Here is a 20,258-nt window from a genome sequence, read left to right on the forward strand (position 1 = left end):
GAAGTCGGAAGGTCGGCGGGTCAGAAGGGTCAGAAGGCCAGAAGATCAGAAGGTCGGAAGGTCGGAAGGACGGCGGGTCCTCAGGAGGGCGGGTCGTCAGGTCGGCAGGAAGGTGGGCGGTGCCACTGTTGACTGGCTCGCGGTGGAGGCTGCGGTCCGGAGTAACCGGTGGGGATTGCCCGACTACGGCGTGGGGGCAGGCCACGCATCGAGCTGCTGAGCAACGCCGGGCCGATGGTGCACTGCGACGACACGTCGCAGTGCCGAGCGATCGTGAAAAGTTGTGACGAGATGCCGGGGGCGGGCGAGCACCGGCCGGCTTGCTGGCTGCGTCAATGGGAGAGGGGCGATGCAGCATCCGGGGGAGTCGCGTCGGTGGTTTGGGCAAGCGACGATCGAAGTCAAAGGGGGGTCCGCACTGGCGTTCCTTGCACAAAGGTGCCGACACGTCGGGAAGACCTGAGTGCTCCCACGCGTGATCGCGTTGGGCAGGGACACCTCGTACAGCCTCGTTCGTGGCGGCCTCAGGAGTTCACCTCCGGACGGGCCGCGACGCTCGACCGTCCCGCAGTGGGGTGCAGGCAGGGAGGTGCCGCCGTGCGGCAGTGCGGCGGTGGCAGGGAGGCTGCGTCGCGGCGGGCCGGTGGCGCGGGGTTCCGGTAGCCAAGTGCCGCAGTGGACGGCCGCTCGCTACCGCGGTCGTGCGGTGCCGGGGTCGCGGTGCTGCGGTCGCCCGGTGTTGGAGGCGCGGTGCGCGGTGCTGGAGTCGGCGTGCGCGTGCGCTCGGTGCGCGGTGCTGGAAGTTAGGAGGTGGGGTGGAGTTCGTGGGTGACTTTGCGCTCGGCGTAGAACGAGAGGAAGGGGATGGTGCCGGCTAGGGCTATCAGGACCAGCTTGCCGAGGGACCAGTGGACGCGGCGGCCTAGGTCGAGGGTTCCCAGTAGGTAGATCACGTAGAGGAAGCCGTGGAGCGGGCCGATGACGTTCATGGCGGAGGGGTTGTCTGCGGCGTATTTGAGGGGCATCGCCAGGCAGACTAGGAGGAGGAGCATGACGCCCACGATGTACGCGATGATGCGGTAGCGGGTGAGTGCGCCGGCGACATCGGGTGTGATCGTCGCGGCTGCAGCAGAGCCGGCCGGGGTGGTGTCAGCGGACTGAGCGGGATCCACGGGAGAGGTCACGCCGAAACGGTACCGCCTTGCTTCAAAGGCCCGGCGTCCTGGTCCGCATAGTCAGGTCCTGGTGCTGCCCGAACAGGTCGCCCTGATGGCAAAGCAGGTCGGACACGGCGGCGGGGCGGGTGCTCCGTCTGGGCTGTAGCTGACTGGTCCCTTCGGCGAAGGCGACCCTTGCGGATGGTGAGCACGCAGTGGAGAAACAGATGGCTGGGTTGCTTTGTGTTGAGCCCGGCGCAGAAAGTGCGCGTCCAGGGTGACGGGCCGCGCCCTGCCGGTGAAGACGGCCCGGTGGCGTTGAGCCAGGTCGCCGAAGTGGGGGCGACAGGGGTGAGGGCCCGCACATCGCCCGATGAAGCCGGCTCGTGGATGGGCCAAGGCCGGCACGCGGGATTGAAGGCGCCCGGCGGGTGCCCGGTCGGGTGCCGGGGGCGTGCGGCAGGTGATGGCGGAAGGACCACCTGTGCGCGCGGGCAGTCTCGTCGCGGGGGCGGTCGGACTGGGAGCCCGAGGGCGATGCCTGGTGGTGGAGCGCGCGCTGCAAGGCCAAGGAGCCGGGGGTGGGACGGGCTGCGGTTAGAGCCGCGCCCCGCGGTCGGGCTGGGGTGTGACCGCGGCGCTGTCGGCGTCGGACCTGGCGTGGGCGTCGGACGTGGCGTCCGGAGGTGAATCGATGGTTGCGGTCTGAGGGGTGGCTGCGGCCGGCGGTGTGGTTGACGGGCCGGGAGTGGGGCGGGTGGTGCGGTGGGTGTCTATGAGCATGCGGAGCCACATGAAGAGGGCGAAGGCGGCGAAGATCCACCACTGGACGGCGTAGGCGACGTTGCGTAGGCCGGCGTGGTCGGTGGGTGGTGCGGGTGGCGGGATGGTGATCGGGCCGTTCGCTACCGGAGGGGTGGCGGATGACTGGACTACGAAGGCGTCGTACAGCTGGTAGTCGACCAGGTGGACCATCGTCGGGATGCGCAGTGACGGGAGGATTCGGCTGTTGGCGGCGGCGCCTGAGGAGTCCTGGGCTTCGGAGGCGATGACGGAGCCGACCACGTCGACCCGGCCTGAAGGAGGCGCTGCCGCTGGGTCGGTGGGAGTTGCTACCCAGCCGCGGACGACCAGTACGGCGCCGGAGGCCTTGTCGGCCGCTGGGTTAGTGGGCGGCGTATCGGGCGACTCGGCGGATTCGGTGGAATCTGGGGAAAGCATCAAGGGGGTGATTACCCAGAAGCCGTCGCGGCCGTCTTGCTGGCGGTCCGCGACGAACATCTGGTCGGCGGCTGGGCCCCAGGTGCCGCTGACGGAGACGCGGCGGCCGACGGCCTTTGCCGGGAGGCCCTCGTTGACGGCGAACAGCGTTTTCAGCGGAACTGGCGGGGCAGTCGCCCGTTGAGCGGTAGCCGAGGCGGTTTTCGATTCGTAGACGTCGTACTGCCAGACGCCGAGGGTGATCATCACGCCGGCCACTGCCAGCACCACCGCCAGCAGGGAGAGCCAGCGCAGGGTCAGTGCGGTGCGCCACAAGGGATAGGCGCCACCGTCAGCGTCCGGGGTGGGGTCGGCCGATGCGTTCACGAGAGCACTGCGGTTGGCGGCTTCACCGTGCTGCAGCAGCGGCGAGCAGGTCGCGGCAGAGAACGCCGAGCTCAAGGCCGGCGGCCTCGGCGGCCAACGGGACAAGGGAAGTCTCGGTCATACCGGGAGCGACGTTGACCTCGAGGAACCACGGCACGCCATCGGCGTCGACCACCAGGTCGGACCGCGAGAGGTCCCGCAGCTTGAGGGCCTCGTGCGCGGTGATCGCTGCTGCCGCACAGGCGGCCGCGACGGACTCGTCCAGCCTTGCCGGTACGACGAACTGAGTCGCGCCTGCGGTGTAGCGGGCCTCGTAGTCGTAGAAGCCGGAGTCCGGCCGGATCTCGACGGCGGGCAGCGCGTGCGGGCCGTCGCCGGTGTCGACGACAGTGACGGCGACCTCGGTGCCTTCGATGTACCGCTCGATGAGGGCGACTGGACCGTAGGCGAAGCAGTTCACCATCGCCGAGGGCAGTTCGCCGACGGAGCGCACGATCGAGGCACCCAGGGCGGAGCCACCGCGGGCGGGCTTCACGACCAGCGGCAGACCGATTCGGTCGGTGACCGCCTCCATCAGCGACGTGGCGCCGAGCTCACGGAAGGTGTCGTGGCCGAGCACCACCGAAGGCGGTGTCCGTAGGCCGGCCGAGGTGACCAGCGTGCTGGCGACCGGCTTGTCGAAAGCCGTGCGGCAAGCCTCCGCGTCGGCACCGACATAAGGCACGTCGTAGAGGTCGAGGACCTGACGGAGCGCGCCGTCCTCGCCGGTCACACCGTGCAGCACCGGGAAAACGGCGCTGGGCGGGTCGGACTGCAGCCGCTCCACCAAGGTGCTGTCGACATCGCGCAACTCGACCTCGATGCCCACACTGCGCAGCGCCTCAGTGACGCGGCGGCCCGATCGCAGCGAGACATCGCGCTCGTGCGACAGTCCGCCTGCCAGGACCAGAACTCGTCCCAGATCACTCACTGAACTTCCCCGATCAATCATGGGCGACTCCGGCGGGGTTGCCGGTCCCGAGGCCCTTCGAACCGTAACCGGTCCGTCGCGGTGCCACGGTCCGGTGGGCCACCAGTGTGCCCTTCCGGCGCCCGGGTCCGAACCCCGGCGCCGAAAACTTAACTGAGCTCCGGCCCCGGGGCGTCGTAATCCCGCCCGGCGCCGGGCGGGAGGGGCCCGAAGGTCTCACGCAGCTCGAGCTCCTCCTCGATCACCGCGGCAAGACGCGCGACGCCTTCGGTGATACGAGCCGGAGTCGGATGACAGTAGGACAACCGCATGCACTGCGAGCCGAAACCGTCCGCGAAGAACGCGGTTCCGGGCACGTAGGCGACGCGGTTCGTGACTGCGCGCGGCAGCATGGCCTTCGCGTCGAGGCCGGGGGGCAGCGTCAGCCAGACGTAGAAACCACCCGTCGGCTTGGTCCAGCTCGCGGCCGCCGGCATCTTCTCGGTCAATGCCGCCAGCATCGCGTCGCGTCGTTCCCGGTACATCTCCTGGAACTGCTTCACCTGGCCGAGCCAGTCATGCCGACTCAGGTACGACGAGATGGCGAGCTGGCTGAAGATCGGCGGGCAAAGCGTCGCGGACTCCTGCGCCAGCACGAGTTTCTCCCGCACGGCGTGGGGCGCGACGGCCCAGCCGACCCGGAAACCCGGCGCGAAAGTCTTGGAGAACGAGCCGAGGTAGACCACACCTTCGCCGTCGTCGGCACGCAGCGCGCGCATCGGCTCGTTGTCGAAGCCGAGCAGACCGTAAGGGTTGTCCTCAAGGATCAGCACGTCTTGGCGCTGGCAGATCTCGAGCACCCGGCTTCGTCGTTCGAGCGAGAGCGAGACACCAGCGGGGTTGTGGAAATTCGGAATCGTGTAGAAGAACTTGACCTTCTTGCCGGCCGCCTTGACCGCGGCGATGGCCTGCTCGAGGGCCTCGGGCTGGACACCGTCGTCGTCCATCGCGACGTGCACGACCTCGCACTGGTAGGCGCGAAAGACGCCGAGGGCCCCGACGTACGACGGGGCCTCGCAGATCACGACGTCGCCGGGATCGCAGAACACCCGGGTGACCAGGTCGACGGCCTGCTGGCTGCCGACGGTGACCACGACGTCATCCGGGTGAGCCTCGATACCCTCCAGCCGCATCACGTCGCAGATCTGCTCGCGGAGCGTCGGATCGCCCTGACCCGAGCCGTACTGCATGGCGACGGCCCCGTTGTCGAGCACCAGATCACGGACAGCGCCGCTGACCACGTCGAGCGGGAGGCCGGCGATATTCGGCATGCCGCCGGCGAGTGAGACGACCTCGGGCCGGCTGGCGACCGAGAAGAGTGCTCTGATCTCGGATGCCGTCATACCCTTGGTCCGTGCGGCGTACCGGTCGACATAGCTGTCGAGACGGGTTTGCCGGACGTCGGGCAGGTCGGGCTTCACGAAGGCGCTCCTTGAGGCGGGGAAGTCTCAAGGCTACGCCGATCCGTCCAGTAGCGCCCGCGCGCCCGGACTGCCGATCGCCGCAGCCTCTCACTACCATGCCTTATAGCGGCGGAATGCTCCGGCGGGGACCGGCAGCCGAGACGGTTGCGATCGCCCGGTGGATACGGGCGCCGCGGAAGGGCGGCAGGAGCGGGATGAGCGTGGTGAAGGTCTTCGGCTGGATACTCGGAGGGCTGGTGCTCGGCGTCTTGACCGGATTCGCCGGCGAGCTGCTCCGGCGACAGCCCGCGGCCAAGGTCCAGCAACGGTATGTGGCGCCGGAGGCCTCGGAGAGTACCGAGATCCAGACCCCGGCTCCGGCGGCGACGTGAGCGGTCAGAAGGTCTGATGGCCAGGCGGGTGGCGCCACTGACGCTCGAAACACTCGACGAGCTCCCACTGCCATGCCGTTCGTGCGTTTTCTGGGAGCTGGACAACGTCGCTGCCCGCGATGCCTCGCGCAACGGCGATACCGCGCTGGAGAAGGAAGCCTGGCTCTCTCAGATCCTCCTGGACTGGGGTAGTGCCGGCACCGTCCTGTACGTCGACGACGAACCCGCGGGCTTCGCCATCTATGGCCCGGCCATCTACCTTCCCCGCGTGCAGGCCTTTCCCACCGCTCCGGTCAGCTCGGATGCCGTCGTACTGGCGACTGGGCGGATCCTGCCGCGGTATATCGGGATGGGGCTCGGCAAGGTTCTCGTCCAAGGGGTGGCGAAGGACGTGCTGAAGCGCGGGTTCCGTGCGCTGGAGGCCTTCGGCGACTCGCGCTGGTCCCAGCCCAGCTGCGTTTGGCCGACGGACTTCCTGCAGGCGGTCGGTTTCACTGTCGTACGGGAGCATCCGCGGCACCCACGCCTGCGCCTCGACCTCCGGTCCACACTCACCTGGCGCAGCGACGTGGAGGCCGCGGTCGAACGCCTGATGGGCGCGATCCGGCCCGAACCCGCGCCGCCGGTTCCCTCCGCCGTCCGGGACGCGCTGCACGCGTCCGAGGCTGAGTAGCGCCATGCTTGCCGAGTTGCTCGCCGAAGGGGTGATGGTGTTCCACGGCGCCATGCTCGTCTTCTTCGTGATCGGCGGATTCCTGGCCTGGAAATGGCCGAAGCTGATCTGGGCCCACCTCGTGATCGGGTTGTGGAACATCACCATCGTGCTGGTGGACTTCCCTTGTCCGGTGACAGCGGTCGAGAAGTCTCTGCGACGTGAGGCCGGGCAAGTGCCGTACGAGGGTGGCTACATCAGGCACTACGTCGACGGCACGGTGTATCCGGCCGGCTACACCTGGCTGGCGGAGATCATCGGCTTCAGTCTGGTCGTGATCTCCTATCTCGGCTTCGCCTGGATCATGGTGCGTCGTCGTCAGCGCCGACGTGCGACCGCGCCGCACGCCTGATCACCGCGCCGCGAGCCTGATTTCGCCGTCCACAAGGGTTTTGCCGGCCGAATCAGGGCAAGGTCAGTGGTTCCCCGGACGGCGACCCCGATCGGGAATGCGCATACTGGTGGACGTGCCCGGAACCGAACTGCGTGCGCAGGAGCTCGGCAAGACGCCCATCGACGCGTACATCGCGCGTCTGGACGCCGCGCTACCTGGTCCACGGCGCAAGAAGGCCGACCTGCTGACAGAAGCGCGGGACGGTCTCATCGACGCGACCGAGGCGCTGGAGGCCGACGGGCTGAGCCGGAGCGACGCCGAACGCCAGGCGATCGAGGACTTCGGCGAGATCGGCGAGATCCTGCCCGACTACCGGGCGGAACTCGGCTACGCCCAGGGCCGGCGGACCGCGATCCTGATGGCCGCGACGATCATGATCCAGCCGATCGTCTGGCTCGACGACACCTGGCTGTGGAATCGCGATCCTGCTCACGATGCCGATCCGGCGCAGCTCTGGCTCAACGGCTTTGTCGAGAACGCCGGTGCGGTCACCCTCTGCCTGGCGGTAGTCGTCCTCGTGGCGACCGGCTTCGGCTTGCGCTATCCGGCTGTCCGGGGCGTGGTGACCAAGGTGACGGGTGTGGTGGGTCTGTTGACCAGCGCTCTCATCGGCAGCACGGCAATCGTCATGGCCCTGCTGGGAAATCCAGGTCTGCTCGGCGCTCTGACCGGAATCATGTGGGTGTCCGTTTTTGTCCTCGGGCCACTGAGCGCCGTCGTCTTCTCGGCACAACGCTGCCTGCGGCTGGCCTGACCGACGTCCGCCCAGCGCCGCACGGCTCAGGCGTGGCGGGGGCGGAGGACGCCGTCCATCACCTTGCGGAAGGTCTCCCACTCCGACTTGCCGGCCGCGAGCGACGCGTGGCCGGCCGAGGTCAGCTTGTAGGTCCGGCGCTTGCGTCCACCCACTGAACTCCACTCGCTGACCAGATAGCCGGCGCGCTCGAGCCTGCGCAGGGCCGGGTACAACGTCCCGGTCGGTAGATCCACCTCGCCACCGGACCGCTCGATCAGGGCTTCCATGATCGCGTAGCCGTGCAGGGGCTCGTGTTCCACGACCGACAGGATCATCGGGTCCAGGTGTCCACGCAGCGCATCCGCCTTCATGTAGGCAGTCTACCCATGCACCTGTTACCGTCGATAGGCAACATGTAGATGGCCTACATGTAGCCAGGACTAAAGACGCCCAGGAGGAGTACCGATGACGGCCGATACGGCAGTTCGATCGCCAGAACCAGGACGGCCAGGAAGCGGCGGATCCGATCAGCGCGGCCGGGGAGCCGTGCCCGGCGGTGCGGGGCAGGCGCCCGGGCTGCTGCACCGAATCGCGGGCTGGTCCATGCGTCACGCCGGACTGGCCGTGCTGATCTGGGTGCTGACGCTGGTGGCTGTGACCGTCGGCTCGAGCTTGGTCGGCAACGACTACCGCAACGACAACTCGCTGCCGGGCACCGACTCCCAGCGGGTGATCGACGCCTTCCGCGAGCATGCCCCGGAGGGCTCGCCCGATTCCGTCCAGATCGTCCTGCACGACGAGGGCGGTGTGGCTCGGGCCGAGACCCGCACGGCGGTCAGCTCGATGCTCGCCGAGGTCCGGAAGCTCGGCCATGTCGCGGCCGTGGCTGATCCGTACGCCGTCCGCGGATCGATCTCCGCCGACGGCCGGACGGCGTACAGCACGGTGCAGTTGAGCTCGGCGGGGGGAGAGATTCCGGTTGAGGACCTGCGCGCGATCATCGAGACCGCGCAGCGGGCGGCCCAGGACGGTCTCCAGGTCGAGGTAGGTGGCGACCTGATCCGTGGCGCGATCGAGGGTGAGGGTGGTGCCGCCGAAGGCGCCGGCATTCTGGCCGCGCTGGTGATCCTGGTATTTCTCTTCGGATCGCTGCTGGCGGCGAGCCTGCCCCTGCTGACCGCGATCTTCGCCGTCGGCAGCACGCTCGGTCTGCTGGTGCTGGCCTCGAACCTGCTCAAGATCCCGGACTACACCGCACCGGTGATGATGCTCGTCGGACTGGGCGTCGGAATCGACTACGCCCTGCTGATCTTCTCCCGCTACCGCGGCGAACTGCTGAACGGACAGGAGCGAGCCGGCGCCGCGCGCACGGCCCTTGATACGGCCGGGCGATCGGTTCTCTTCGCCGGGTGCACCGTGGTGATCGCTCTGCTCGGTCTGCTGGCACTCGGTCTGGGATCCCTGCAGGGCCTCGCGCTCGGCGTCACGCTCACCGTCTTGATGACGATGCTCGCGGCGATCACGCTGCTGCCCGCGCTGCTCACCCTCTTCGGCCGGCGGATCGAGCGCAGCGTCCGGAAGCGGGCCGAGAAGGCGCGGCGCACCCACGGAGATGGCTGGCGCAAGCTGGCCGCCGCCGTCCAGCGCGCGCCCTGGCTCGCGTTGACCGTTGCCACTGCCGCCTTGGTACTGCTGTCGTTGCCGGCGCTGGGGATGCGTCTCGGCTTCGCCGATGCCGGCACGGATGCGCCGGAGAAGACCAGCCGCAAGGCCTACGACCTGCTGGCACAGGGATTCGGGCCAGGGTTCAACGGCCCGCTCATTGTTGTTGCCGAGGGCAACGAGCAGGCGGTGGCCGCGGTCAGTCGCGCATTGCCCGGCACGCCGGGCGTCGCCGCGGTCACGCCACCGCAGGCGTTGCCCGACGGCAAGGTCTCGATGCTGCTCGTGTTCCCGACGTCGGCGCCACAGGACGAGGCGACCAGTGAGCTGGTGCAGCGGCTGCGGACGTCGGTGCTTCCCGCGGTCTCGGCGCAGACCGGCGCGACCTATCTCGTGGGTGGCTCGACGGCCGCCGCGGACGACTTCGCCGGAGCGGTCAGCAGCCGGCTGCCGATCTTCGTCCTGGTCGTGGTCGGGCTCTCGGCGCTGTTGCTGCTCGCCGTCTTCCGGTCGATTCTGATCCCGTTGAAGGCCGCAGTGCTGAACCTGCTGAGCATCGGCGCCTCGCTGGGCGTGATCACGCTGGTCTTCCAGCAGGGCTGGTTCGGCGCGCAACCGGGGCCGATCGAGGCCTTCGTGCCGGTGATGATCTTCGCCATCGTCTTCGGCTTGTCGATGGACTACGAGGTCTTCCTGGTTTCGCGCATCCACGAGGAATGGCGGCGCAGTGGTGATCCGATCCAGTCGGTTCGCGAGGGTCTGGCGAACACCGGCACGGTGATCACGGCGGCAGCGGCCATCATGATCGTGGTGTTCGGAGCGTTCCTGCTCAGCCCGGACCGGATGCTGCAGCAGTTCGGGCTGGGGCTCGCCGTGGCCGTCCTGCTCGACGCGTTGGTGATCCGCTGTCTGATCGTGCCCGCGGTGATGCGGGTGTTCGGCAACCGGGCCTGGTGGTTGCCCCGTCGGCTCGACCGCGTCATGCCCCGGATTGCCCTCGAACGCGACTGACATCCGTCGCACCCCCTTCGCGGTCAGCCCGCCCGTCCTGGACCTGAACCAGGATGGGCGGGCTGACCCAGATCGTCGTACAGGAAAAGTACGAGCAATCCGCCCTGCCAGAACGACGATCTGAATGCCTGTGGACAACGAGGGCACGGCAAGAACAGGACCGGTCAGACCGGTCCCGACGAAACGCGGTCAGACCAAAGAGGACCGCCCAAAACAAACCGCCCCGACCAACGGCCGAGACGGTAGAAACACAACCGGTTCCACGTGAAACCGAGCAGAAGACCGAGCAAAGACAGACCAAAGACGGTCAGACCGTGAGCTGGCCCAACCGCAGCATCCCGGTCGCGGCGTCCTGCTCCGGCGGCAGGTACACCCGCTGGATCGCGACCACGATCGCCTCGGCCACCACATCCCGGAAGGCCGGATCGGCCAGTCGCGAGGCGTCGTGGTGGTTGGTCACATACCCGATCTCGAGCCGGACCGCCGGCATCTTGGTCCGGCGCAACAAGTCCCAGGTCTTCGCGTGCGTACGGCAGTCGGTCAGATCGGTGCGGGCCACGATCTCGCGCTGCACCAGCCCGGCGAACTGCTCGCCCACACTGGACGACGCGCCCTGCAGATCCGCGCCGTAGTAGTACGTCGCTACGCCCTGCGCCTCCGGATTCATCGAGCCATCCGTATGCAGGGAGACGCACAGGTTCGCGTCGGTCTCATTCGCGAAAGCGGCCCGCGCCAACTCGTCCGGCCCCTGGTCGCGACCGCGGCTCAGGTAAGCCCGAACGCCGGTGGCGCCGAGACGACCCTCGATCCGCGAGGCCAGGTCATACGCCACGTCCGACTCGCGCAGGCCGAACCCTTCCCAGCCGTAGTCGAAGCCACCGTGGCCGGGATCGATGACCACGGTCTTACCGCTCAACCGAGGCCCGGCCGCACGCACGGCCTCCGACGCACGCAGCGCATCCGGCCGACCACCAGTGGCCATCGGCTTGATCCGCTGCAGCGCCTTGAACGTCGAGGGGCCACAGGTGCCATCGGCGGGCAGACCCATATTGCGCTGGAACTCCATCACCGCGCGCTGGGTGTCGAGCCCGAAGATGCCGTCCACCCGGGCGACCGCGAAACCGAGCTCCTGCAGCTTGGACTGCAGTGCCAGTACGTCGTCACCGGTCAGCGGGTGCGTGACCACATTGGTCAGCAGGCGATCGCCGAGCCGCCAGCGGGCGTCGTCGATGGCCCGGTAGGTCTGCGGGCCGACGACACCGTCGACGCTCAGACCACGTTGTTGCTGGAAGCCTCGCACGGCGTTCGCGGTCGCCTCGTCGTAATAAGACCGCGGAGTCGGATCCAGCAGACCGAGCCGCTGGAGTTTCCCGATGATCTCGGCGACAGCCTCTCCGCTGTCGCCGAGCCGGTACACCGTTGCGCCGTGCGAGGCATCCATCAAGTCAATGCTCCTGCCGTGCTGAAAGGCGGAAAAGAGCGGAATTGAGCAGATCAGGAGGTGAAGTCTGCCAGTTCCTTGAGCAGGGCCGCCTTCGGCTTGGCGCCGACGATGGACTTGGCCAGCTCACCGTTCACGTAGACATTGATAGTAGGGATACCGGTGACGCGGTAGTTGCTCGGGGTGACCGGGTTCTCGTCGACGTTCATCTTCAGGAAGGTCATCTTGTCGCCGTGCTCGCCGGCCAGCTCCTCCAGGATCGGCGAGACCTGACGGCACGGGCCACACCACTCGGCCCAGAAGTCCACCAGCACCGGCTTGTCGCTCTTCAGCACGGTAGCGGCGAATTCCTCGTCGGTCACGGCGTTCATCTTGTCGCCCACGGCGATCTCCTTCAGTTCGGCTAAATCAGTGAGGTGAGAAAAGTCAGACGGAGACGGCGACCGAGGCGGTGGCCTCGGCGTGCTCCAGCGCGGCGATGAACCGCTCGGCGTCCAGCGCGGCGGAACAGCCCGTGCCGGCCGCGGTGATCGCCTGCCGGTAGGTGTGGTCGACCAGGTCGCCGGACGCGAAGACGCCGGGCAGGTTGGTCCGGGTGCTGCCGGTCTCGACGAGCACGTAGCCCTCGTCGTCCAGGTCCACCTGGCCCTTGACCAGCTCGGAGCGCGGGTCGTGACCGATCGCGATGAACAGGCCCGTGGCCGGCAACTCGCGCTCGGCACCAGTGACGGTGTCGCGCAGGGTCAGACCGGTCAGCTTGTCGTCGCCGTGGATCTTGGCGACCTCGGAGTTCCAGGCGAACTCGATCTTCTCGTTGGCGAAGGCGCGCTCGGCCATGATCTTCGAGGCGCGCAGCTCGTCGCGGCGGTGCACCAGCACGACCTTCTTCGCGAACCGGGTCAGGAAGGTGGCCTCCTCGATGGCGGTGTCACCACCACCAACGACCACGATCTCCTGGTCGCGGAAGAAGAACCCGTCACACGTCGCACACCAGGACACGCCATGGCCCGACAGCCGCTCCTCGTCGGGCAGGCCCAGCTTGCGGTAGCCCGAGCCCATCGCCAGGACCACGGTCTTGGCGAAGTGCTCTTTGCCGGCAGAGTCCTTGGCGATCTTCACGTCGCCGGTCAGGTCGACCTCGACGATGTCGTCCGGGATCAGCTCGGCGCCGAAGCGCTCGGCCTGCGACCGCATCTCGTCCATCAGGGCCGGGCCCATGATGCCCGCGGAGAAGCCGGGATAGTTCTCCACCTCGGTCGTGGTCATCAGCGCGCCGCCGGCTGTGACCGACCCCTCGAACACCAGGGGGTTCAGCTGGGCGCGCGCGGCGTAGACGGCGGCCGTGTAGCCGGCCGGGCCGGAGCCGATGATGATGACGTTGCGAACGATGGCCTCGCTCATGCGGGATTTCCTCAGGTTGTCGAGACGGTACGTCGTACTCAACGGATCCTAGAGGCCGACCATTCCCACGGTACCCACCCGTGCGTCACGGCACGCGGAGGCGTCTCAGCGGTTCCGGAGCGTGACGGTCGTCTCGGTCAGGATGCCGCTTGCCTTGGTGCCGGAATCACAGCCCGTGATCACGAAAACCCGGATGTCGCGAGGTGACGCGGCCTGCAGGCCGATCATCGTCGCGCGGGTCCCCTCGTAGCGGACCGGCTGGATCAGCTCGACGTTGGTCATCTGCTGGCCCTTGGCGAAATCGCGGGCGCACTCGACCTCCGTGGGCGTCCCGTGGATCATCGGTGCCGAAGCGCCCTCGAGCCACTTCTTCGCGGTCGTGGACAGCTCACGCGAGCTGAGCACCGGCTGACTCGTCGGCAACGTCGAGGGATCGGTGATCCCCGCAGCGCCCTCCTGAGACTGATCCGCAGTCTTCACCGCGACGTAGATCCCCCCGCCGAGAACGGCGACGGTGGCCGCGGCGGCGAGGAGGACCTTCGGCAGGTGCCGGTGCGGCTGCTCCCGAAACTGGGCGAGCGAATGCACACCGACGGTCGAGGCGCGCAGCACCGACTCTGAGACCAGCACGGCGTCGAGGTGCTCGGCGACGTGCGTGGGCATCGGGATATCGGTGCGGCCCTCTTCGGCCAGATCTTCGCTGAGCTCCACCAACGCGTCGTACAGCTGCTGGCAGTCCGGACACGCCTTGACGTGTTCGCGGGCCAGGTGCGCCTCGTTGGCGGGCAGCAGGTTCTCGATCAGGTCGGCGATGGTGTCCGTGTCCAGATGCTCGAGGTGCTCACTGGTGGGCAGACCGGAATCGGTCATCGGAAACTCGCCTCCTCACGGGAGGTACGGCTGGTGATCATTGATGGGTGGCTCCGGTCGGCGCGGCAGATGTCACGGTTCTGCGACTCTGCTACGACGGGCGGCGCGCTCATTCGGTTCCCGCCCCTTCGCCAACAGAATCCACAGCGCCGACTGTCTTTTCAACCGATTTGGCGCCGTTCTTCTCGGCTTGCCAGTGCTTCAGCAGCGGTAGCAGTTTGGCCCGGCCGCGGGCGCATCGGCTCTTCACCGTGCCCGGTGCGCAGTCCAGGATCGCCGCCGCCTCCTCGATCGAGTAGCCCTCCATGTCGACGAGGACCAGGGCGCTGCGCTGGTCGACGTTGATCTGCTTCAGCGCGTTCAGCACGTCGAGGCGGCGCTCGCGGACCTCGGCGGCGTCCTCCTCGACCGGTCCGGCCAGCTCGGCGGCGCGGTCCTCGTCCTCCGGCAGCGGGTCGGCCGCGCGCACCTGGCGGCGGCGGATCCGGTCCAGGCAGGCGTTCACGACGATGCGGTGCAGCCAGGTGGTGACCTTCGCGTCACCGCGGAACGAGTCGGCCCGGCGGAACGCCGAGATGAACGCGTCCTGCAGGGCGTCGGCCGCCTCCTCGGGCTCGCCGAGGGTACGGATCGCGACCGCCCACATCCGGTCCCGGTGCCGCCGCACGATGTAGCCGAAGGCGTCCGGATCCCCGGCCACATGCAGGCGGAGTAGTTCGTGGTCCTCGCGGGCCTCGTAGCCGACGGGAGTATCCGCGTCGGTGCCCGTCATCTCCGAGGTCATCGCTGAATCGTGACCTCCGCGATCTCGCCCCTGTACTTGCCGCCCTTGACCTCGGGCAGGCTGGTCAGCCAGACCAGCACGTACCGCGTCTTCGTACCGGGGTCCAGCTTCACCGAGGCGGTCTCACCGACCTTCTCGACACCGCCGACCTTCTTCCAGCCACTCGGCTTTGTGGCCGGAGTCGCCGGATCGTCGGCGGGGATCCGGATCTCCAAGCTGGTGTCCTCGCCGACCAGCGAGAGGTTGACCTGGCTGACGTCCTGGACCGATCCGAGGTCGTAGTAGATGCCCACGCCGTCCTTGGTTCCGCCCAGATCCGCACGTCGTTCGTACGACATGGTGTCCCAGGTGGTGTCGACATCGCCGTCATACGTGTTCGGGACGTCCTTCGGGTGTTCGTCACCACTGCCTTCGGGCAACGGGTCGAAGTCCTTCGCCGCGACGATCTTGATCTTCTGCGTGGGCGGCGGCTGACTCACACTCGGCTTGGGCGTGTTGGTGCCGCTGCCCTTGTCGTCCGTGAACGCGCTCTTGGCCAGGAACTGCGCCATCGCGATCACGGACAGCAGCGCCAGGATGGCCAGCAGGATCAGGATCCGGCCGCCCCAACCGCCCTTGGCCTTCTCCTCCGGCGCCCTGCGACGGCCACCACCGTTGCCGGTCGGCGCGCCGTTCTCGGTCGGCGGCGCCTGCCGGCGGCGGACCGGCCGCGCGTCCGGAGAGGGCTCGTACGGCGCGCGCGGGGCGCCGTTCATCGAGTGCTGCTGGGGGTAGACCGGGTCGGGCTCGAGCGCGGGCGCGGTGACGTTCGGCACCATCACGGTGGCGGCGTCGTCGACGCTGCCGTTCTGCTGGGCGATCGCGACGGTCTCGTCACTGAGCTGGCTCGGCGGTTCGTGGGAGCTACCGATGACGCCGGACAGCGCGGCGGACAGGCCGGCGGCACTCGTGATCGGCGCCGCGTGGTGCCGGGGCGGATCGCCGAGCAGCCGGTCGGAGATGTCGTCGAGGGAGCGCGGCACACCAGCACGGACCTGGCGCGGGCTGAGCAGCCGGCCGTGCTCGACCGGAGCGGGTTGCAGGCCCCAGGCGGGTGCCGGGCCGGGCCAGCGACCGGTCAGCGAGGCGAACAGCACCTGGCCGAGCGCGCGCACGTCGTCCTCGGGGGAGCCGGGACCGGCCGAACGCAGCGCGGACTCGGTGGCGATACCGACGACCTTGATCGCGCCGGCGTCGGTGACGACCACGGTCGCGGGGCTGATCGCGCCATGCTGCAGACCGGCGCGGTGCAGGTGCTCCAGGGCCTCGGCCACCTCACGGGCCAGCCAGCCGGCCTGCTGACCGGTGAGCGGTCCGGCGCCGAGCATCCGCTCCAGCGGGCGACCGCCGGCCCACTCGCGCACGCAGTAGGTGGTGCCGTCGTGGATATCGCAGTCGAGCACGCGCAGGAAGCGGGGGTCGTTGGCCGCGGCGGCACGGCGGGCGGCGTCGAACAGCGGACCGGTCCGCTCGTCCTCCGCGGACAGCACGTCCACCACCACCGGCCGGCTGAGCACCTCGTCCACTGCTCGCCAGACCCGGGCACCGTCGATCTCCGCCAGCAATTCGGCGATCCGGTACCGGCCGGCGAGCAGAGTGCCGGGGCTGATCGTCTGGTTCGACACCCTGTACCTCGCCCTCCTCGATGCACTGGTCGGAACTCACCGGACTGCGCGCACAGACCCGGTGCGAAAGGCTGGCGGCCCTGTCGCAGCCCCCATGCTAGTGCCCAGCGCGTTCCCGTCTGGTGGGAACGGGAGACGACCCGCCTGTATCGACCGCGGTTCAGCGACGGCGAAGGCGCGAGGTGACCATCGTCACCAGGTCCGTCACCTCGTGAATCCGCAGCACCCGCGCCACTGCGACGTACACCGGCAGCATCAGCAGACCGGCGATCGCCAGCTCGAGCGCGGACGTCAGGGGACCACTCCAGTCGGTCACCATACCCAGCAGGCGCAATCCGGCCCAGCCCACGGCCGCACCAGTTGCCGCCGCGATGATCATGGCCAGCATCGGCAGCGCGAAACCGGCGCCGTGCACGCTCGGTACCCGGCGGCTCAGCGCGGCCCGGGACAGCAGCACCCCGACCAGGTACGTCAGGGACCAGGCGGCGCCCAGGGCGACACCGCTGTACCGCAGGTCGCTCAGGATGACCCGGACGCCGATGAGCGCGCCACTGATGTTCAGGGCGGCGATCCCGCACTGGATGAAGAACGGCGTCCGCGTGTCCTCCAATGAGTAGAACGTGCGGAGCTGGAAGTACTGGACGGTGAAGGGCACGAGGCCCAGCGCCAGCGCCATCAACGTGAAGCCCATGAGCTCGGTCTTGCCGCGTGCGGCGCCGTACTCGGCGATGACCGACGTGATCGGTCCCGCGAAGGCGAACATCGCCGCGGCCGCCGGTACGACGACTGCCAGGGTCTGCCGGATGGAGCGGGCCGAGACTCTCGCGACTTCGGCCATGTCCTGGTCGGCCGCCAGCGAGGACATCTGCGGTAGCGCCGCCGTGGCGAGTGAGACGGTCACGATGCCGTGCGGGACCAGGATGATCAGCATCGCCGTGGTGTAGGCGAACAGACCGGCCTGAGCCGCATCGTCAGCGTCGGCGCCGGCAGTACCGGCGAGGGCCAGCTTGGTGACTACTACGAGCGTGACCTGGTTGACGGCGACGAAGAGCAGGGTCCAGACGCCAAGCTTGGCAGTCCGTCCGAGGCCGGTGTTCCGCAGACCGAACTTCGGCCGGTAAGGGTGGCCAGTGGCGTTCAGGTACGGCAGGAGGACCAGAAGCTGTACGGCGATGCCCAGCGTGTGACCGAGGCCGAGCAGCAACTGCTCGTCAGTGGTGTAGGTCGCGGGCTCCCCGCCGACGCCGTAGATCAGCATGAAGCCGACGATCGACAGGCACGCCACGATGTTGTTGGCGATCGGGGCCCACATCATCGGGCCGAACCGGCGGTTCGCGTTCAGCACTTGGCCGACCAGGACGAAGGCGCCATAGAAGAAGATCTGCGGCAGGCACAGCTGGACGAAGAACAGCACGTCCGCACGCTCTGCGGCCATCGCCGGGCTCTGCAGCTCCTCCGGCATGTAGAGGTTCGCGATGAAGGGTGCGAGCAGCACGCAGGCGGTGGTGAGCACGGCCAGGATGACGAAGCCAGCGGTCAGCAGACGGTTCGTGAAGTCCTTGCCGCCGTCTTCGTGCTCCTTGATGGCCCGAACCAGCTGAGGCACCAAGACGGTGTTGAAGACGCCACCCGCCAGCAGGATGTAGAGGCTGTTCGGGATCGTGTTGGCGACAGTGAAGATGTCGGCCCGCAGGCTGACGCCGATCGCGGCCGCGAGCAGGGAGATCCGGACGAAGCCGAGCAGGCGGGACAGCACCGTGCCAGCTGCCATCACCGCCGCGGACTGCAGGGTGCGGTCAGCCATCCGTTCTACCGACTCCTTCTCGCACCGTCGCCGGTGCCTCACTGTCTGCTGGTACGCCGTTGGGGTGGGCCTCGGCGGGTATGTCGTTCAGTGCGGGTGCCGCGTCCGGTGCGGGCGTGGGCTCGGCTTCCGCGGCGGGGGAGTCGCCGGGGTTGCGCCGTTCCTTGCGGATGCGCCGGTAGATGCGGATCAGCGAAACCCCGAACAGCAGGGCCACGGCGGCACCGACCAGGATCCAGCCGACATTGCCGTACTGGGCGGCCTCGATCACGATGCCCTGCTCGGGTCCGACCGGTTCGCCGCCGGCGGTGACGACCTGCACCTTCGCCTGGATGAACCCGTTCTGCTGGGCGGTCGCCTCGATCTGGAAGGTGCCCTTGCCCTTCGGGGGCAGCGTGATCATGGTCGACGGCGCGATCTGGAGGTCGGACCGATTCACCGCGAAGACCCGCACGTTGACCCGGACCGACTGGTTCAGCTCGTTCACCACCGAGAGCGGGAACGTGCCCTTGCTACCGGACAGGGTGACCTTGATCTGCTTCGCCTTCGGTGGCCGGACCAGATGCACCCGGCCGACCTGGCTGTTCACCGTGCTGAGCTGGAACGACAAGAAGCGTTGTGCGTCGACGAGCCGGCCGCGCCAACCGGTCGAGCCCGCGCGCAGCAGCTGGAACCGGAGCGGTTCGACGGCCGGCGCCGGGTTGGTGACCAGACCGCCGTACACGCCGAGCTGCTGCTTGAACTGCTTGATCTGCCGGATCTGGCTCTCGTTCAGCCCGGGCGTGGTCCGCGGCATCGTCGGCGGCTCGACCGCACGCGGCTGGCCGGTGGTGATCTGATCGAGCGTGACCGCGTTCACCCACGGCAGGTCGAGCCCCTGCAACAGCACCTGGGTGGTCCGGCCGTCGGAGTCGAAGCTGCGAGCGGGCAGGGCCACCGCGCTGACCGGACCCTTGGGGGCAGTGAGGGACAGCAGGGCCGTCTCGGCCGCGAAGCGCTGTCGCGTCTGTACGGGCGTACTGGCCGTCGTCGTGTCCGGTCCACCCGCCACCAGCGCGGAGTCGGTGACGACCGTGCGTGCCGACTTACTCGGGCCCGACGGCGTGGACACGTTGAAGAAGGGCTTGGGCGTCAGAACCGGCCGATCCTTCACCGGCCAGGACCAGCTCGGTACGAACGCGATATCCGTCTGGTGGGTCTCGAAGCCGGTAGAGGCCGCCGCGAGGTTGCGGTCGTTGGCCGAGCCGGTTTCGAGCCAGAGGCCCGAGCGAGGTGCCGGGCCGCCGGCGAACTCGAAGGAGGACGTCTTCTGGCGGGAGTCCTTGACGAGCTGCTTGAGGTCGTTCCCGACCAGGCTGGCCACATCGGGATCGCCGTACGGAAGTAGTACGACGGGATCCTGCTTGCGGGCCTCGTCGAACTTCTTCAGCCAGTCCGTCGCGTGCTGCGGGTCAGGGCCGGGCGAGAGCTTGTTGTCGGGCGTGCGTACTTGGTAGCCGGTGGAGATGCGCTTCGCGTCGTCGAGCAGACCCGGGTCTGCCAGCCAGGTGACGGGCTTGGACATCCCTGCCCGCAACTGGCGGCCGAGCCTGCCCTCCGGGCCGAGAGCTGCCGCGAGATCTCCACTGGCGAACTGGTCGCCACCGAGCTGGGTAGGCCGGTAACGAAGCGGCAGCACCACGGCCGTGTCGACCTTGCGCATCGTGGCTGCAGCCGGCATGACGGGCATGAAGGTCCGGACCCGGCCGTAGGTGTCCCGCCCACCTTCCGGGTTGGTTGCCCGGAAGTACGCGCCTACGACGTACACGCCGGGCTCATCAGTCACGTGCCAGCTATCCCACGGCACTGTCAGCGTGAACCGCGCAGTTGCCTGCGGCGCGAGTGGTGTGTCGAGTTCCTGGTAGGCGATCGGTACGTCCCTGCCTTCGCAGGACTCGGCCTTAGCGGGCACGGCTGCGAGCTCGGCCCGGGTCGTCCGCCGCACGGGATCGAGACACGCGTGCGTCTGTGGCTTGCTCAGGGCAACGGTGCCGGTGTTGGTCACCGTGCCACTGATCTTGACGGTGTCGCCGGGTTTCGGCGCGACCGGCAGGAAGGAGTCGATCGTCATCCGCACCGCGGGCTCGTCGGCATCCGGCGCGGCCGTCGCCTGCGGGACCGCCGTCCACGCGGCGATCAGGAGGCCGGCGCCCACCCCTGTGAGGAGCCTCGGTACCCGTCTGAACACGCGG

Annotated in this window: 18 protein-coding genes; 5 read left to right on the forward strand and 13 right to left on the reverse strand. The window is 68.4% G+C overall.

What is annotated here, in order from left to right:
- Positions 1–803 precede the first annotated feature (803 nt).
- The 4 genes from OG394_RS26225 to OG394_RS26240 all read right to left on the reverse strand — a co-directional run bounded on the left by OG394_RS26225 (position 804) and on the right by OG394_RS26240 (position 5,174).
- Positions 804–1,184, reverse strand: a complete 381-nt coding sequence (locus OG394_RS26225; protein ID WP_328989737.1) for a DUF3817 domain-containing protein — start codon at positions 1,182–1,184, stop codon at positions 804–806.
- Between the two features lie 570 nt (positions 1,185–1,754).
- On the reverse strand, positions 1,755–2,819 hold the full coding sequence (locus tag OG394_RS26230) for an SURF1 family protein (RefSeq protein ID WP_328989738.1): 1,065 nt from the start codon (positions 2,817–2,819) through the stop codon (positions 1,755–1,757).
- Entirely contained in the window at positions 2,767–3,735 is a 969-nt protein-coding gene (locus OG394_RS26235; protein ID WP_442914230.1) for a D-alanine--D-alanine ligase family protein, read from the reverse strand. The genes OG394_RS26230 and OG394_RS26235 overlap by 53 nt, the downstream gene beginning before the upstream one ends.
- A gap of 128 nt (positions 3,736–3,863) precedes the next feature.
- A complete protein-coding gene (locus OG394_RS26240) occupies positions 3,864–5,174 on the reverse strand; it encodes an aminotransferase-like domain-containing protein (protein ID WP_328989740.1) in 1,311 nt (436 codons plus the stop codon).
- Positions 5,175–5,371: 197 nt separating this feature from the next.
- On the opposite strand from OG394_RS26240, the gene OG394_RS26245 reads away from it, so the two are divergent.
- The 4 genes from OG394_RS26245 to OG394_RS26260 all read left to right on the forward strand — a co-directional run bounded on the left by OG394_RS26245 (position 5,372) and on the right by OG394_RS26260 (position 7,408).
- Positions 5,372–5,548, forward strand: coding sequence for a hypothetical protein (locus tag OG394_RS26245; RefSeq protein ID WP_328989741.1), 177 nt, complete (start codon positions 5,372–5,374; stop codon positions 5,546–5,548).
- Between the two features lie 16 nt (positions 5,549–5,564).
- Positions 5,565–6,221 carry a GNAT family N-acetyltransferase gene (locus OG394_RS26250; protein ID WP_328989742.1) on the forward strand — a complete coding sequence of 219 codons (657 nt, stop codon included), beginning with the start codon at positions 5,565–5,567 and terminating at the stop codon, positions 6,219–6,221.
- A gap of 4 nt (positions 6,222–6,225) precedes the next feature.
- A complete protein-coding gene (locus OG394_RS26255; protein ID WP_328989743.1) occupies positions 6,226–6,612 on the forward strand; it encodes a DUF2784 domain-containing protein in 387 nt (128 codons plus the stop codon).
- A gap of 115 nt (positions 6,613–6,727) precedes the next feature.
- Positions 6,728–7,408 carry a permease prefix domain 1-containing protein gene (locus OG394_RS26260; RefSeq protein ID WP_328989744.1) on the forward strand — a complete coding sequence of 227 codons (681 nt, stop codon included), beginning with the start codon at positions 6,728–6,730 and terminating at the stop codon, positions 7,406–7,408.
- 26 nt (positions 7,409–7,434) lie between these two features.
- Here the strand turns inward: OG394_RS26260 and OG394_RS26265 are convergent, their stop codons facing one another.
- Positions 7,435–7,761 (reverse strand): PadR family transcriptional regulator, encoded by a 327-nt coding sequence (locus OG394_RS26265; protein ID WP_328989745.1) that lies wholly within the window; start codon positions 7,759–7,761, stop codon positions 7,435–7,437.
- 94 nt (positions 7,762–7,855) lie between these two features.
- On the opposite strand from OG394_RS26265, the gene OG394_RS26270 reads away from it, so the two are divergent.
- Positions 7,856–10,063: an MMPL family transporter gene (locus OG394_RS26270; RefSeq protein WP_328989746.1), complete on the forward strand. Its 2,208-nt coding sequence runs from the start codon at positions 7,856–7,858 to the stop codon at positions 10,061–10,063.
- A 307-nt stretch (positions 10,064–10,370) separates the two neighbouring features.
- Here the strand turns inward: OG394_RS26270 and OG394_RS26275 are convergent, their stop codons facing one another.
- The 8 genes from OG394_RS26275 to OG394_RS26310 form a co-directional block, all read right to left on the reverse strand.
- Positions 10,371–11,504: an N-acetylmuramoyl-L-alanine amidase gene (locus tag OG394_RS26275; protein ID WP_328989747.1), complete on the reverse strand. Its 1,134-nt coding sequence runs from the start codon at positions 11,502–11,504 to the stop codon at positions 10,371–10,373.
- Positions 11,505–11,557: 53 nt separating this feature from the next.
- Entirely contained in the window at positions 11,558–11,887 is a 330-nt protein-coding gene (gene trxA, locus OG394_RS26280) for a thioredoxin (RefSeq protein ID WP_328989748.1), read from the reverse strand.
- A gap of 43 nt (positions 11,888–11,930) precedes the next feature.
- Positions 11,931–12,905, reverse strand: a complete 975-nt coding sequence (gene trxB, locus OG394_RS26285; protein ID WP_328989749.1) for a thioredoxin-disulfide reductase — start codon at positions 12,903–12,905, stop codon at positions 11,931–11,933.
- Between the two features lie 105 nt (positions 12,906–13,010).
- Positions 13,011–13,775, reverse strand: a complete 765-nt coding sequence (locus tag OG394_RS26290; RefSeq protein WP_328989750.1) for a hypothetical protein — start codon at positions 13,773–13,775, stop codon at positions 13,011–13,013.
- A 109-nt stretch (positions 13,776–13,884) separates the two neighbouring features.
- Positions 13,885–14,559, reverse strand: coding sequence for an RNA polymerase sigma factor SigM (sigM, locus tag OG394_RS26295; RefSeq protein ID WP_328989751.1), 675 nt, complete (start codon positions 14,557–14,559; stop codon positions 13,885–13,887).
- Entirely contained in the window at positions 14,556–16,223 is a 1,668-nt protein-coding gene (locus OG394_RS26300; RefSeq protein ID WP_328989752.1) for a hypothetical protein, read from the reverse strand. The genes sigM and OG394_RS26300 overlap by 4 nt, the downstream gene beginning before the upstream one ends.
- A 160-nt stretch (positions 16,224–16,383) precedes the next feature.
- On the reverse strand, positions 16,384–18,027 hold the full coding sequence (gene murJ, locus OG394_RS26305) for a murein biosynthesis integral membrane protein MurJ (protein WP_328989753.1): 1,644 nt from the start codon (positions 18,025–18,027) through the stop codon (positions 16,384–16,386).
- On the reverse strand, positions 18,020–20,254 hold the full coding sequence (locus tag OG394_RS26310; RefSeq protein ID WP_328989754.1) for a DUF6049 family protein: 2,235 nt from the start codon (positions 20,252–20,254) through the stop codon (positions 18,020–18,022). Before OG394_RS26310 ends, murJ begins: the two co-directional genes overlap by 8 nt.
- Positions 20,255–20,258 lie beyond the last annotated feature (4 nt).

It is taken from the genome of Kribbella sp. NBC_01245 (assembly GCF_036226525.1).
GTDB lineage: Bacteria > Actinomycetota > Actinomycetes > Propionibacteriales > Kribbellaceae > Kribbella.

Excerpts from the sequence above, each read along its gene's own strand:
- OG394_RS26235 (WP_442914230.1), bottom strand. The coding sequence starts at position 3,735 with ATGATTGATCGGGGAAGTTCAGTGAGTGATCTGGGACGAGTTCTGGTC.
- OG394_RS26245 (WP_328989741.1), top strand. The coding sequence starts at position 5,372 with ATGAGCGTGGTGAAGGTCTTCGGCTGGATACTCGGAGGGCTGGTGCTC.
- OG394_RS26250 (WP_328989742.1), top strand. The coding sequence starts at position 5,565 with ATGGCCAGGCGGGTGGCGCCACTGACGCTCGAAACACTCGACGAGCTC.
- OG394_RS26255 (WP_328989743.1), top strand. The coding sequence starts at position 6,226 with ATGCTTGCCGAGTTGCTCGCCGAAGGGGTGATGGTGTTCCACGGCGCC.
- OG394_RS26265 (WP_328989745.1), bottom strand. The coding sequence starts at position 7,761 with ATGAAGGCGGATGCGCTGCGTGGACACCTGGACCCGATGATCCTGTCG.
- OG394_RS26270 (WP_328989746.1), top strand. The coding sequence starts at position 7,856 with ATGACGGCCGATACGGCAGTTCGATCGCCAGAACCAGGACGGCCAGGA.
- OG394_RS26275 (WP_328989747.1), bottom strand. The coding sequence starts at position 11,504 with ATGGATGCCTCGCACGGCGCAACGGTGTACCGGCTCGGCGACAGCGGA.
- trxB (WP_328989749.1), bottom strand. The coding sequence starts at position 12,905 with ATGAGCGAGGCCATCGTTCGCAACGTCATCATCATCGGCTCCGGCCCG.
- OG394_RS26290 (WP_328989750.1), bottom strand. The coding sequence starts at position 13,775 with ATGACCGATTCCGGTCTGCCCACCAGTGAGCACCTCGAGCATCTGGAC.
- sigM (WP_328989751.1), bottom strand. The coding sequence starts at position 14,559 with ATGACCTCGGAGATGACGGGCACCGACGCGGATACTCCCGTCGGCTAC.
- murJ (WP_328989753.1), bottom strand. The coding sequence starts at position 18,027 with ATGGCTGACCGCACCCTGCAGTCCGCGGCGGTGATGGCAGCTGGCACG.